Source organism: Janthinobacterium sp. GW823-FHT06H09, from assembly GCF_058794735.1.
The window spans coordinates 45,141-59,250 of sequence record NZ_JBXAHC010000009.1 but is presented as its reverse complement, the minus strand read 5'-3'; the positions used below and the strand labels follow the sequence as shown (position 1 = coordinate 59,250).

General features: G+C 61.9%; 11 protein-coding genes. 7 read left to right on the top strand and 4 right to left on the bottom strand.

The annotated features are described in order from the left end of the window. Positions 1 to 5: 5 nt before the first annotated feature. Complete coding sequence (locus AC1Q6X_RS16750) at positions 6 to 923, bottom strand: LysR family transcriptional regulator (RefSeq protein WP_492497860.1); 918 nt, start codon at positions 921 to 923, stop codon at positions 6 to 8. A 112-nt stretch (positions 924 to 1,035) separates the two neighbouring features. Here AC1Q6X_RS16750 and AC1Q6X_RS16745 point away from each other — a divergent pair, with 112 nt between their 5' ends. From AC1Q6X_RS16745 to AC1Q6X_RS16725, 5 genes are all read left to right on the top strand, one after another. Beyond that, positions 1,036 to 1,635 (top strand): short chain dehydrogenase, encoded by a 600-nt coding sequence (locus tag AC1Q6X_RS16745; protein ID WP_121670302.1) that lies wholly within the window; start codon positions 1,036 to 1,038, stop codon positions 1,633 to 1,635. A gap of 109 nt (positions 1,636 to 1,744) precedes the next feature. After that, positions 1,745 to 3,466 carry a dipeptidyl-peptidase 3 family protein gene (locus tag AC1Q6X_RS16740; protein WP_492497859.1) on the top strand — a complete coding sequence of 574 codons (1,722 nt, stop codon included), beginning with the start codon at positions 1,745 to 1,747 and terminating at the stop codon, positions 3,464 to 3,466. A 151-nt stretch (positions 3,467 to 3,617) separates the two neighbouring features. Then, entirely contained in the window at positions 3,618 to 4,310 is a 693-nt protein-coding gene (locus tag AC1Q6X_RS16735; RefSeq protein WP_492497858.1) for a hypothetical protein, read from the top strand. Positions 4,311 to 4,414: 104 nt separating this feature from the next. Beyond that, complete coding sequence (locus tag AC1Q6X_RS16730) at positions 4,415 to 5,146, top strand: BON domain-containing protein (RefSeq protein WP_492497857.1); 732 nt, start codon at positions 4,415 to 4,417, stop codon at positions 5,144 to 5,146. Positions 5,147 to 5,303: 157 nt separating this feature from the next. Further along, positions 5,304 to 6,596, top strand: coding sequence for an MFS transporter (locus AC1Q6X_RS16725; RefSeq protein WP_492497856.1), 1,293 nt, complete (start codon positions 5,304 to 5,306; stop codon positions 6,594 to 6,596). A 59-nt stretch (positions 6,597 to 6,655) separates the two neighbouring features. Here the strand turns inward: AC1Q6X_RS16725 and AC1Q6X_RS16720 are convergent, their stop codons facing one another. Beyond that, positions 6,656 to 8,815 (bottom strand): dipeptidyl-peptidase 5, encoded by a 2,160-nt coding sequence (locus AC1Q6X_RS16720; protein ID WP_492497855.1) that lies wholly within the window; start codon positions 8,813 to 8,815, stop codon positions 6,656 to 6,658. A gap of 174 nt (positions 8,816 to 8,989) precedes the next feature. On the opposite strand from AC1Q6X_RS16720, the gene AC1Q6X_RS16715 reads away from it, so the two are divergent. Both AC1Q6X_RS16715 and AC1Q6X_RS16710 read left to right on the top strand, forming a co-directional pair. Next, positions 8,990 to 10,036 (top strand): lysozyme inhibitor LprI family protein, encoded by a 1,047-nt coding sequence (locus tag AC1Q6X_RS16715; RefSeq protein ID WP_492497854.1) that lies wholly within the window; start codon positions 8,990 to 8,992, stop codon positions 10,034 to 10,036. A 3-nt stretch (positions 10,037 to 10,039) separates the two neighbouring features. Beyond that, complete coding sequence (locus tag AC1Q6X_RS16710; protein ID WP_492497853.1) at positions 10,040 to 10,543, top strand: hypothetical protein; 504 nt, start codon at positions 10,040 to 10,042, stop codon at positions 10,541 to 10,543. A gap of 14 nt (positions 10,544 to 10,557) precedes the next feature. Here AC1Q6X_RS16710 and AC1Q6X_RS16705 read toward each other — a convergent pair whose 3' ends face one another. Both AC1Q6X_RS16705 and AC1Q6X_RS16700 read right to left on the bottom strand, forming a co-directional pair. Beyond that, entirely contained in the window at positions 10,558 to 10,962 is a 405-nt protein-coding gene (locus AC1Q6X_RS16705) for a hypothetical protein (protein WP_492497852.1), read from the bottom strand. Positions 10,963 to 11,257: 295 nt separating this feature from the next. Continuing rightward, a complete protein-coding gene (locus tag AC1Q6X_RS16700) occupies positions 11,258 to 13,645 on the bottom strand; it encodes a BACON domain-containing protein (RefSeq protein WP_492497851.1) in 2,388 nt (795 codons plus the stop codon). Positions 13,646 to 14,110 lie beyond the last annotated feature (465 nt).

The window sequence follows — 14,110 nt, the reverse complement described above, 5'->3', positions numbered from 1 at the left end:
GACGGTTACGTGAGCGTGGCCGGTGGCGGTGTCGCCGCCGGCCCGTAGCGTTCCAGCAGAAAATCGATGAAGGTCGTCAGCTTCGGCGTGGGCTGGCGGTCGCGCGCATACACGAGGTGCATGGGGCGGGGCGCCGGCACGTAGCCGGCCAGCAGCGGCACCAGCCTGCCGGCGGTGATATCGCCGGCCATCAGGATCTCCGCCTGCATGACGATGCCGAAGCCGTGCAGGGCCGCCACGCGCAGCGCCTGACCATTGTTCGAGCGGAAGCGGCTCTCGCGCACGGGGCTGCCATCGTCGTCGCCGCTCCTGGCCAGGCGCCAGCGCACGTGGCGCGTCCATTGCATGAAGTCCAGGCATTCGTGGCGCGCCAGGTCGGCCGGCGTGCGCGGCGTGCCGTGCTTTGCCAGGTAGGCGGGCGCGGCGCAGATCACCATCGCATACGGCCGCAGCACGCGCGCCACCATGGCGGAATCTTCCAGCTTGCCGATGCGGATGGCCGCATCGAACCCTTCTTCCACCAGGTCCACCGTCCTGTCGTTCAGGTTCAGTTCCAGGCTCACTTCCGGATACGCATCGAGGTAGTCGGCCATCAGCGGCGCGATGCACTCGCTGCCGAAGGACACGGGCGCCGTGATCTTCAGCTTGCCGCGCGGCGCCGCGCGCATGGCTTCCGCACCCCGTTCGGCCGCATGGATGCTGGCCAGGATCTGGCGGCACTGTTCCGCATATTGCTGGCCGATTTCCGTCAGGCTTTGCCGCCGCGTGGTGCGCGCCAGCAGCCGCGCGCCCAGCCGCTCTTCCAGGTATTTGATGTGCTTGCCCACCATCACGGGCGAAATCTGGAATGCCTCGGCGGCGGCCGTGAAACTGCCCGCATCGACGACGGCGACAAAAATCTCCATGCTGCGCAATTTATCCATGACATCCCGATTGCAAACTACAGATTAGTAATCTTGTAAATTCTAGCGTATTTATTCCTTTTTGTAAGCGGCGCATACTGGCTCCATCGTTCAACCCACACAAGGAAGCAGCATGAAAATCGTCATCATCGGCGCCAGCGGCACCATCGGCACGGCCGTCGCCGCCCAACTGGCGCAACGCCATGAAATCATCGAAGTGGGCAGCCGCAGCGGCACGCACCAGGCCGACATGGGCGACATCGCGCAAGTGCGCGCCCTGTTCAAGCGCATCGGCAAGGTCGATGCCGTCGTCGTCACGGCCGGCAAGCTGCATTTCGGCCCGCTGAGCGAATTTACGCCCGAGCAATTCCGCCTGGGCCTGGACAGCAAGCTGATGGGCCAGGTCAACGTGGCGCTGGTAGCGCAGGAATACCTGAACGACGGCGGTTCGATTACCTTGACCAGCGGCATCGTGGCCGACCAGCCGATCCGCTTCGGCACGGCCGCCAGCATGACCAATGCGGCCGTGGAAGGTTTTGTCAGGGGCGCCGCCATCGAGCTTGCGCGCGGCGTGCGCATCAATGTCGTCAGCCCGACGGTGCTGGCCGAATCGCTGGAATCGTACGGCCCCTTCTTCTACGGCTTCGAGCCGGCCGCCGCCAGCCGCGTGGCGCTCGCCTACAGCCGCAGCGTGGAAGGGGCGCAGACGGGGCAGGTGTACAAGGTCTGGTAAGCCGCTTGCCATGCCATGGGGGCAGGTGGGACAATCGCAGGCTGAGCAAGAAAGCGGTAGCGCGCCATCCGCGCCAGCCGCGTCTGAGAAAAATCCAACCGAGACCTCCATGAAAAAACTCCTGATTCCCCTGCTGATGGCTGCCGCCGTCGGCAGCGCCTGCGCCGCAACGCCAGCCACCCCGGCCACCGCGCAACAACTGACGGCCATGAGCGCCCGTTACGCCCCCGTCGCGCTGACGGCCGACGTCACGCACCTGTCCGCGGGCGACCGCCAGGCCATCGCCAAACTGGTCGAGGCGGCCAAGCTGGTCGACGTGCTGCAGTTGCGCCAGCGCTGGTCCGGCAATGAAGCGCTGTGGGCGGCCCTGAAGAAGGACAAGTCGGCCCTGGGTCAGGCCCGCCTGAATTATTTCTGGATCAACAAGGGGCCATGGTCGGTGCTCGACGCGCACGCCTCGTTCATGCCGGCCAGCTATGCGGGCATCGCCATTCCTGCGCACAAGCCGGAAGCGGGCAACTTCTATCCGCAGGGCGCCACCAAGGCCAGCCTGGAAACGTGGATGAATGGCTTGTCGCCAGAGGACAAGCAGCAGGCGCAATGGTTTTTTACCACCATCCGCGCGGGCAAGGATGGCAAATACCAGACCGTCAAGTATTCGGACGAATACAAGGTGGAGCTGAAACAGCTGGCCAAATTGCTCGATGAAGCGGCGGCCGCCACGGACAATGCATCGCTGAAGAAATTCCTCACCCTGCGCGCCAAGGCTTTCCTCGACAACGACTATCTGCCGTCCGACTTCGCCTGGATGGACCTCGATTCGCCCGTCGACATCACCATCGGCCCGTATGAAACGTATAACGATGAGCTGTTCGGCTACAAGGCCGCGTTCGAAGCCTACGTGAACATCCGCGACCAGGCCGAGACGCAAAAGCTCAACTTCTTCGCCAAGCACATGCAGGAGCTGGAAGACAACCTGCCGCTCGACGCCCAGTACCGCAACCCGAAAGTGGGCGCGCTGGCGCCGATGGTGGTGGTCAACCAGGTGTATGGCGCCGGCGACGGCAACATGGCCGTGCAGACGGCCGCCTACAACTTGCCCAATGACGAGCGCATCATCAGTGCGCGCGGCTCCAAGCGCGTGATGCTGAAGAACGTGCAGGAGGCCAAGTTCAAGGCCACCCTGACGCCTATCTCCAAGTTGGTGCTCACCCCGGAAGCGCAGCAGGACGTCGATTTCAATTCCTTCTTCACGCACATCCTCGCGCATGAAATCATGCACGGCCTGGGCCCGCACGCCACCGTGGTCGACGGCAAGCCATCGACGCCGCGTCAGGACCTGAAGGAAGCCTATTCCACCATCGAGGAAGCCAAGGCCGACATCACGGGCCTGTTCGCGCTGCGCTACATGATGGACAAGGGCCAGCTGAACGACACCCTGGGCCAGGGCGAGGCGGCCGAGCGCAAGCTGTACAACACCTTCCTCGCCTCCGGTTTCCGCACCCTGCATTTCGGCCTGACGGATTCGCACGCGCGCGGCATGGCCATCCAGATGAATTACATCCTCGACAAGGGCGGTTTTGTCTCGCTGGGCGATGGCAGGTTCGGCGTCGATTTCGGCAAGATCAAGCAGGCCGTGATCGACCTGGACCGTGAATTCCTGACCATCGAGGCGACGGGCGACTATGCGCGCGCGCAAGCGATGATGACGAAATACGTGGTCATCCGCCCTGAGGTGCAGGTGGCGCTCGACAAGATGAAGGCCGTGCCCAACGATATCCGTCCGGAATTCGTCACGGCCCGCGCGCTGGACAAGGCGGCGAAGAAATAAACCCGATGCCGTATTGGCAGAGTGAACAGCCGGCGCTGCTGCGCCGGTTTTTTTTCGTCTTTATTTGTGAAAAGTTGCCAGTTTTTCCTTGTGGAAATGTATTCACCGCTTACTCTGCAGTGGTAAATCCTCTCTTCTCCGCACCGATCCCATGCTGAATCCGCTCTTGTTGATGAGCTTGCTCATCGCTTTCTCTCCTTTGCCTGCCGTGGCTGCCGCCCAGCTCACCGAACTGGAAACCCGTTGGCTGCAGTCGGGAAAACCCGTCATCGATTACGCACGTACGCAGGGCTTGCCCATCGATATCATCGTGCAGCCGCAGGATGCGCCCGGTGCCGTGCCGCTGGCGCTGGGCTACGAAGGGGGGCGCTGCAAGCTGGTGCTGTCCTTGCGCGGCAATGCGCAGGCGGACAGTGTCTTGCAGGGCGTGCCGGCCGCGGGCCGCGGCTTGATGATCGAAGCGATGACGGCGCATGAGATCGGACATTGCCGGCGCTATGCACAGGGCGACTGGCACGCCTTGCCACGCGGGTTTGTCGAGCCGCGCAGCGTGCAGCGCGGCCAGTTGACACCGCTGGCGCGGGAGCTGCGCGAGACGCGCCGCGAAGAAGGGTACGCGGACCTGGTGGCCCTGGCCTGGATGCACGGACGCCACCCCGGGCAGTACCGGGATGTGCTTGCCTGGATGCGCGGCGTGCGCGCCGGCGGCGATGGCGCGGGCGGTTCGCACGCCACGCAAGGCTGGCTGGCGCTGGCCGATGGCGCAGGTGCATTTGATGGGGCCGTTTCACCATTTGAACAGGCGCAAGTATTGTGGCGGATGGGTTTGAGCGGCGACAAATAAACGGTGATTTTTAAGCGAATGGACTGTCAGCGTGTGCTGTCGCACGGAGCTTTGCGCACGGCAGGGGTCTAATCTGGGCATCAACTAACCAGAGAGGAACCATCATGAACAAAATGATCGCACTCATGCTGGCCGCCAGTGCCAGCGCCCTGCTTGCCGCCGCGCCCGCGTATGCGCAGGATGCCTCGTACAAGAGTTTGACGGACAAGGCATCGGCCGACTACAAGCAGGCCAAGGCCGCCTGCGACAGCCAGAGCGGCAACGCGAAAAAAGTCTGCGTGGAAGAAGCCAGGGTAGCGCGCGCCAAGGCCGATTCGGATGCCGTGGCGCAATACCGCAACACGCCGCGCGAGCTGACCAAGGCCCGCAAGGATGTCGCCAATGCCGAGTATGACCTGGCCAAGGCCAAGTGCGGCGACCGCACGGGCGCCGACAAGACCACGTGCATGAACGATGCCAAGGCGGCGAAAACGGCCGCGCTGGCCGACGCCAATACGGGCGCCAAGGCCGGCACCAACGTGGCGCAGAATCCGCCCGCCACCACGAAGGAGAATTGCGACGCCATGGATGCGACGGCCAAGGCCGCCTGTGTGGCGCGCAATGCGGCTGGCAGCACCAAGGTGGCCGTGGAAGATTCCGTCATCACCACCAAGATCAAGGCGGACCTCGTCAAGGACAATGACTTGAAAGCGCTTGACGTGCACGTGGAAACGGTCAACGGCGTCGTCATGCTCAGCGGCTTCGTGCCTTCCCAGGCGCAAGTCAAGAAAGCCGCCGACCTGGCCCGTGGCGTGGAAGGCGTGAAAGACGTGAAGAATGGCTTGAAGGTGAAGTAAGCGCACTGTGTACAAGCATTGACACAGGAACTGGAGCCGCATACCGAGGGCGGGTGGCTCCAGTTTTTTTTGCTTGTATAAATTATGTACGTAATATAACATGGAAAATCTGGCCGGCGAGTGGTGCTCGGCATCCACTTTTTCTCATGAGGACGGCATGCTTTCTCTTCCCTTTTCGCAATGGCTGGCGCGGCGCGGCATCCACTTTGCCTGGGTCATCGTCGCCATTACTTTCCTCACGGCCCTGACGTCATCGGCCGCGCTGGGCTTGCCGGGCGCACTGATGCAGCCCCTGAGCCGCGAATTCGGCTGGGATGCCGAGCAGATTTCCTCGGCGCTGGCCGTGCGCTTCGTGCTGTTCGGTTTGATGGGGCCCTTTGCCGCCATCCTGATGGAGCGTTTCGGCTTGCGCAATATCATCTGCGTGGCCTTGGGCCTGATCGCGTGCGGCATGCTGCTGGCCACGCGCATGACGCACTTCTGGCACCTGGTGGCCCTGTGGGGCATCCTGCTGGGGCTGGGCTCGGGCATGACGGCGCTGGTCCTGAGCGCCGTGGTGGCCAACCGCTGGTTCGAGACGCACCGGGGCCTGGTGGTGGGCGTGCTGACGGCCAGCTCGGCCACGGGCCAGCTGCTGTTCCTGCCCGTGGGCGCCTGGCTGATCGAGCATTTCGGCTGGCGCACGGCCGTCATGCCCGTGTTTGCCAGCTGCGCCATCGTCGCCGTGCTGGCCTTCCTGTGCATGCGCAACCGGCCGCAGGACGTGGCCTTGCGGCCCTACGGCGCCGATCCGGCCACGCCGCTGACGGCGCCAGTGGCCGCAAAAATGACGTTCGCCACACCTTTTTTGATCCTGCGCAGCGTGGCTTCCAATCGCACCTTCTGGATACTGTTCGGCACCTTCTTCATCTGCGGCCTCAGCACCAACGGCCTGATCCAGACGCACTTCATTTCCCTGTGCGGCGACTCGGGCCTGTCCGCCGTGCCGGCCGCCTCCGTGCTGGCGATGATGGGGGCGTTCGACCTGTTCGGCACGATCTTGTCCGGCTGGCTGTCGGACCGCTATGACAACCGCAAACTGCTGTTCTGGTACTACGGCTTGCGGGGGCTGTCCCTGTTCTGGCTGCCGTATTCGGAATTCACCCTGTACGGCCTGTCCCTGTTTGCCATGTTTTACGGCCTGGACTGGATCGCCACTGTGCCGCCGACCGTGAAACTGGTGGGCGCCACGTTTGGCCGGGAGCGGGCGGGCATGGTGTTCGGCTGGATCTTCGCGGGCCACCAGCTGGGCGCCGCCGTGGCCGCGTACGGCGCGGGCCGCATCCGCACCCTGATGCTGACCTACAATCCGGCCCTGTTCGCGGCCGGCGCCGCCTGCCTCGTCGCCGCGTTAATGGTGCTGGCGATCCAGCGGCAGAAGGCGGCCGTGGCCGCCGTCCAGCCCGCATGAAAAAAAGCCAGGCCCGCATATGCGGAGCCTGGCTTTTCATTTCAAGAACGTTTCAGGATTTATTTAAGGTATTTGGCGAGCCAGCCCTCGACTTCGCTGTAGAAGAAACGGCTGTTCTCGCCCTTCAAAATCCAGTGGTTTTCGTCCGGGAACACCAGCAATTTCGCCGGCACGTTCAGGCGTTGTTGCACGGCAAAGTTCATCAAGGCATTGTTGGCCGGCACGCGGTAGTCGAGCTCGCCCACGGTGATCAGGATGGGGGTGGTAAAACCCGTGCCTTTTTCGTGGTTGCCCGCTTGCATGACGGGGCTTTGGTCGCGCCACACGGGCAGGTTCGACCAGACGGGACCGCCCGCATTCGTTTCACGGCCGAAGCCGCCATCGCTGGTGCCCCACTGCATGATCAAATCCATTTCGCCCGCGTGCGAAACGATGGCCTTGTAGCGCGTGGTGGTTGCCTGCAGCCAGTTGGCCAGGTGGCCGCCATAGCTGGCGCCGCCGGCGGCCAGTTTCGTGCTGTCGATGAACGGGTATTTCTTGATGGCTTCATCGACGCCCTGGTTGACTTCATCGCCCGGACCTTTCAATGGGTCGAACTGGATCGAGCGCGAGAATTCCTCGCCATAGCCGGTGGAACCCTTGTAGTCGGTCAGCAAGACAACGTAGCCTGGCTTGGCCAGCAAGTGATAGTTCCAGCGCAGCACGAACTGGTCGCGCCACATGCTGGCCGCGCCGCCGTGGATGACGGTAAACAGCGGGTATTTCTTGTTCGGGTCGAAATTCGCGGGCTTGACGAGCATATTGTGGATACGGCGGCCGTCGGCCGTGGTGAACCAGAAGTGCTCGGGCGCCTGCCAGTCGATCTTGTCTGCCTTGTCCGTATTGAAAGCCGTCAGCCGTTTCGGCTGCTTGCCGTTGAAGGCATAGATTTCCGGCGGGTTGATGGACGACTCCCACACGCCGACGAGGGCCTTGCCGCCGCTGCTCAGCGAGTTGATGGTGCCCGTCGACAAGGATGGCTCTTCGCGCACGTCGCCGCCTTTGACATCGATCGAGTACAGCTTTTCCAGGCCCGCATGTTCATAGCTGAAGATGACGCGCTTGCCGCCTTCGGGCAGCACGTAGCGGGAAATCGAGCGGTCCAGCTTGGCCGTCAGGATGGTTGGCGCAGGATTGCTCATCGGCCAGGCGAAGCTGGCCAGGCGTTTCACGTCATACACTTTACCGGGCGTTTGCGCGTCGCTCAAGGCGAACAGGGTCTTGCCGTCGGCCGCAAATTTCAGGGAACCGTAGCTATGTTTATCCTGCGTCAAACGCTGCGCTTCGCCGCCCGCCACGGGCAGCAGATACAGTTGCGAAACCACGGCTTCGCGCTGGGCCGCGTCGCGGTTGGTGGCCGCGTTGAAGACGACGGCCTTGCCGTCCGGCGTCCAGACGGCGTCCAAGGATTGTCCCTCGTCGCCCTGGCCGCCGCCAAAGCCGGGCAGCGCCACCAGTTGCGTGCCCGACAGGATGTCGCGCGGCGTGTTTTCACCTTTCGATTCAGGTTGCGCATCGACGATGAACAGGCGTACCTGCTTGTCCGTCAGCCATTTGTCGAAATAGCGCGGCGCCGTCGTTTCATATGAACGGGCACTGACTTTGCGGTCCTTGCGCTCTTTCGCGCTTTGCTTGACGTCGGCCTCCGTCTTGTTGCCTGGATAGATGTCGCTGATGAACAGCAATTGCTTGCCGTCCGGGCTCCATTTCGGCATGCGCGCGCCCAGGGTGAGCGAGGTCAGGCGCTGCGCTTCGCCGCCGGCGGCCACGTCGAGGCGGTAGATCTGTCCCGCTTCATCGCCGTCGCGCTTGGCGACAAACACCAGCTGGCGGCTGTCCGGCGACCAGGCCACGGCGCTTTCGCCGCCCTTGGAATACGTCAGGCGACGCGCGGGGCTGTCATCAAGCAGGGACTTGACCCACAGATCCGACGATTGTTCCTTGCTATCGTAGGCGCTGTCGACCACGGAAAACACGGCCCAGCGCCCGTCCGGGCTGGCGACGGGCGCGCCCACCCGTTTCATCAGCCACACGTCTTCATGCGTGATGGCGTGTCTGGCTTGCGTTTGCGTGGCGGCAACTGGGGTCGTGGCCTTGGTCTCGGCGGCGTGAGCCAGCGAGGCGCAGGCTGCTGCGATCAGCAGGGAGCCGAGGGAACGGCAAAGACGGGGTGAGGTCATGGGCGTGGTCCGGGTAGTGAAAAAAGTACAGCGGGCAACATTATTGCCCATCGATTCGGCCGCTGCCAAGGCCATGAACCGTTACTTACCAGGCACGATGTGCGTGTACCGGGCGTGCGCAGCCTGGCTGATCAGTTAAACTTGCCGCTTTATTCACGCTGGCGCTGATAGAACATGAAAATTTGTCTACCCTTATTGAAAACGGCATTGCTGGGCGCGAGCTGCCTGCTGGCGGCCCCGGTTTTTGCCGCCGCCGCCGCACCGTACCCGAACACCAGCGCCATGGGCGTGGGTCATGCGGAAAGCACGGCCTGGTATGCGGGCTGCCTGAAGGTCAAGGATGCGGCGCCGCCGCCGGCCGACCTGCCGGCGCCGTCCGCCGTGGCGTCCTTGCAGCAATGCCAGGCGACGGACCTGTATTACGATACCAAGAGTATGTCCTCGCCCAAGCCGGCCGACTGGCGTCCCGCACGCCATTGCGCCATGGCAACGCAGAACAGCGCCGTGTTGATGATGCTGTACCAGAATGGACAGGGCGTGCAGAAAGACCCGCTGCTGGCGCTCAAGTATGCGTGCAGCATCGACGCGGCACCGGCCGAGATGCGGGGCCGCATTGAACACTTGCAGCAGATCAATGCCAGCGGGCGCGGCATGATCGACTTGTGCGATGACATTACCAGCGGCTACATGATGGGCGTGTGCAGCGCCATCGATGCGCGGCAAAAGCAGCGCGTGCGCGCACAGGCGACAGGCAAGGTCAGCGCAAGCATGCCTGCCGTGGCGCAAGCGTCGCTGCAAAATCTGCAGGCGGCCGCAAGCAAGTTTGCCGACGCGCGCGCGGCCAATGAAACGGACTTGAGCGGCACGGCACGCGCCGCCCAGAGCATCGCGGCCCGCACGGCCGAGCTCGACTTATTGGCACACGATTTGCGCGAATATGAAGCGGGCAAGCTGCCTGCCAGCATGTCGAAGGCGCAGGCGGCGGCGCTCGACAAGGAGCTCAACGCCATCTACGGCAAGCTGATGAAAAAGCCCGCGTCCACCTATGCGGGTGCCGTGGATAAGGACGGCATCCGCGCCACCCAGCGCCTGTGGCTGGCGTACCGCGATGCCTGGATGAATTTTGGCGCCGTGCGCTATCCGTCCGTCACCAGCGAGACCTGGGCCGGCCTGCTGACGGCGCGGCGTAATGCGCAACTACAAGATTTGCTGGGGAATTGAGGCATGCGCGAAGCGTATTATCACGAAGATGACTATTGCATGATCGAACTGCTGCCGCTGGATAATTTGCAGCACTGCTTGACGCAGATGGGCGAGCAGCAGGCGTTCGCCGATGCGCACCGCAGCGGCGCCGGCTGGACGGACATGTACGTGATCAAAGCGCCACCGTCGCCACTGCGCGCGCTGGGCCTGACGGCCGAGCAACTGCGCCTGGCGCTGGACCATGCCTTGCCGCCGTATGACGCCGTCTACACGGGCTACAGCAGTTACCGCGTGGAATGCAAGAACGTGCTGGCCTTTGGCGGCGACAAGACGGAAACCCTGTTTGCGGGCCTGGACGAGCAGGGTATCGTGTGCGACCTGTGGTGCAGCGATGGCATGCCGCAACTGTTGCTGCTGCCCTTGAAAGAGCAGTTGCTGCTGGCCGATTGGGGCGCGGGGTTTGCGTGTCCGCTGGCCGATGGGGACTTGTTCGCCCGTTATCTGCAGGAGTATGAACTGGACTGATCGAACTGAACTGACTACTCGCAGGCGATGGCGTTCGGCTGCGCCACTTTGACCACTGACGCCAGGCGCGCCATGTCGTTGCCGTCGCCTTGCTCGACGTACGGTTGATAGGTATCGATGACGATGCGCGCACGCGCTTGCCAGCCGCAATTGTCGGCCTGGCGCGCGGGCACGCGCAGCAGGCGGCGCGCCTGGGCATCGTTGCTGAAACAAAACCATGCATCGTGCGTGGCGGCAGGGCGGGGCAAGCGGCCCCATTGCGCCTTGTCGGGCGCGAAGCAGACGCGGTTGCCGATGATTTCCAGACTCATCTCGTCCGTGCGTGCGCTGTACTGGCCGTCGAGCACGATGGGCGTTTGCGCCTGGGCTGGCAGCAACAAAGAGCACAGCAGGGGGGATAGCAGGGTGGCAAGTTTCACAGTGCGTCTTTCCGTATCGTCAGCAGATGCGCCAGTATATCGGCACTGGCGGCGCACGATTGCATTGCTCGCGGGGAGATTCTTTCCGCATCCGTCACGCACTGCTTTCGCTCAGCTTGTCTCTGGTCGAATTTACGCAAAAAAGGGCTGGAAAATGCTAGTTTGCCAACCCTGTGCGTACTGCTGTCTTCGTGGCAGGAGGGGATTAATGGTTCCCGTTGCCATGGACAAGGAATACTATATTCAAAAGAACCTCAACCAGCCGAAGCAGGGAGTATTTCCGCCGCCACTCCCCTTATGGGCCTACTGGTACAAATACCAGCAGGGGGTCGTCTGTCTGGCCCACCATCATGAGTCCATCAGCGGAAATACCCAGGGTGCGGGTCATCAGGCTCCTCGCGTACCCGGCAAACTTGAAACTCTTGAGCAGCATGCCGTTTGCGTCGTGCACCCATACGTCGGCGCTCGAATACCAGCCTGAGATGCCGCAGTAAACGCGATCATCGCTGCCCACCTCGACGTTGTTGGGGTAGGCATCTCCGCCGCTGAGGCTGCCGATGAAGCTCAGGTCCGACGGTTTTACGCTGCTGCAGCGGTAAGGTGCAGCCGACGCGACATACAGGCGCATGCCGTCAGCGCTGACCGCGATGTCTTGTCCATTCGATGCGCCGTTGATGAAGCCGGCGGAGCCCGCCGAAGCGCTGAACAGGGCACCGCCACCAATATCGGCGTAGTCAACTACAATTGCGCTTACCGATGCCGGGCTATAGCCTGAATCTTGCAAGTAGAGGCGGCTTCCGTCGCTCGATGCTGCCATGCTGTCGGCGTTGCCGATCATGCCCGCCACGGCGCCTGTGCTGGCCAGGTATGCCTTGCCGTCGGCTGCTGCCACAATCTCTACGCCATTTGGCCGCAGGGCCAGCAAGGCCGACGATTGCTGGACTGCTGCTGCCATTGGCCAACTGGTTTTTTTCGTCAGCGTAGCCAGGTCCACGACGATGATATTCCGATTGGCGGTATCGTAGGTGTAAAGATGCCGGCCATTCGGGCTGATGGTCATGTCTCCCATCGCGCCACCGAGGTTGCTGATGGTGCCGACTTGGGTGGCGGAATAGATGTTATACACATCGATATCGCCTGTGCCGTTGTTTGCATACAGCAAAGGTCGGATCGGATCGGTCTTGAGGTGGCTGTAGGACTTCGTCAATTTCGTCGTGACGGCCGGCGTGACGCTTCCTTTCCAGATCGCAACATGCAGCTGCTCTGAAGTCTGAATACCATTCTCGCTGGCCAGGCTGACGGTGGCATAGCTGATGGCGTCGACCGGTAAAGTGGATGGATCGGCCGTCAGCGTCAGCGCATTTCCGCTGCGTTGCACGGACAGCCATGCCTTGTCGGAACTGGCAGTCCATGCAGGAGTTAGCCCGAAGTTGTCGCGCACGGTGACCTTGCGCGACAGGCGTGACCAGCCTGGGGTGGAGGACAGCCCGACGCCGACTTCCGAGAACAGCAGTTTGCGCGTATCGCGCTGGGCGGTGATGGTGACTGGTACCGAGATGGTATCGCCATTGACTTGCGTGCTTGCGGTCAAGGTCGTGGCACTGGTTCCGATGGGCTGGTTGGCGCCGATTTGCGAAAACACAATGCTGCTGCCAGCCTGATTCACCGTACCGCTGGTAGCGCTCGCGCCTAGCCATGCAGGCAGTGCCGAGAACGACCAGGGATAAGCGTTCGCCATGGTGTTGAGATTCAGCGTCAGGTTTGCTGTCGACGCAGGCGAGCGGCCATAAGGTCCTCCCAGCGTGATGCTGTCAATCGAGGACGTTAAGGTGGCTTTCGTCAAGTTCAGCGTGACAGGAACTTTGCTGTCGCTGACGTTCGGTGCGGTAATCGTTAACATTGCATCGTGTCGGCCGCTGGCAAGCTTGCCGTTCGCCGGGTCGACATATACCGATGCAATGGCAGGTGTGGTGCCGCTCGTCGGGGTCACTCCTAGCCATGCCGCGCTGGCGGTGGCTTTCCAGTTCGCCGCTAGGTTAGGTGCCGTAAATTTAACGGGCGCTGCCGCAATGGGAGCGCCGTTGATGCCATTGAAGGTAATCTGGCCGTGATCAATGGAAAAAGCGGCAGGCAGCAATTCGGCACTGACAGGCAGCGAGGCGATTTGCCCGTCGCTGCTTGTGACTACGATAGTGCCTGTCTGGACGCCAAATGTCAGCGCGGAAACATCGTAGCCGACAGTAAACGAGCTGACGCCGTGACCTGCTGCCGTCGAGAGCTTGATCCATGCCGCGTTCGTGTTCACAGTCCATGTGCGACTTTTCGCGCTGACGTTGACAGTGACGGGCGCTGGCGCCGGATTTCCCTCAGAAATGGTCGCGTTGAGAAGGCCAAGTGGCGCCACTGTCATTGGTGACAAGGGTATCGGCACGACAGTGATCGCATATGGCAACTGCATCGGCGAACCGGGGAAGTGTTGCGTACAAGCGGCATCCTTGCAAACTTTGACTGAAAAAGTGCCTGTATGTTTTCCGATGGGCAGCGTCGGCGCAGTCTGGAGCAGAATGCTGTAACTGCCTGGGCTTAGCTGGGAAAATTGTACCTCCGGCAGTATCACGCCTGTCGTATCGATGACGTAGGCGAACACACTGTTTACATTTTGAAATTCCGATGGCGTGTTCACAGTCGCTAGCAATGACAATGCCTTCGTGCTCCCCTCATCGGCGGTAGCGGCGGCCGTCGGCACGCTGAATGTCAATGTTGGCGTGGGCGTCGGGGTAACTGGCACCGGAGGGGCAACGCCGCTGCTTCCGTCGCCTCCACCGCTTGGGCTACCACCGCCGCCACAGCCAGCCATTAATGTGGTTGCGAGCAAGTATGCCAGTGCGCGCGAAATGCTGTACCTGAAAAGAACGGACGCCATTTTTGTCGGAGGTAATCATTAAGAGAGAGGCATTATTGCTTATTTTAAATTGTTTGAATAGCATTTAGTTGCCAATAATTAATTTCCTTTATTTATTTTCTTTTTTACAAGTAATGGCATTCTCGACGCATTGCCTGTATGGCATCGTTGAAGCTGGCGAGCTGGATATGCTGGAGGGGAGGAAGCGCGTGCTGTATTTGCAACGAGCACGTTGGCATCGCGGTG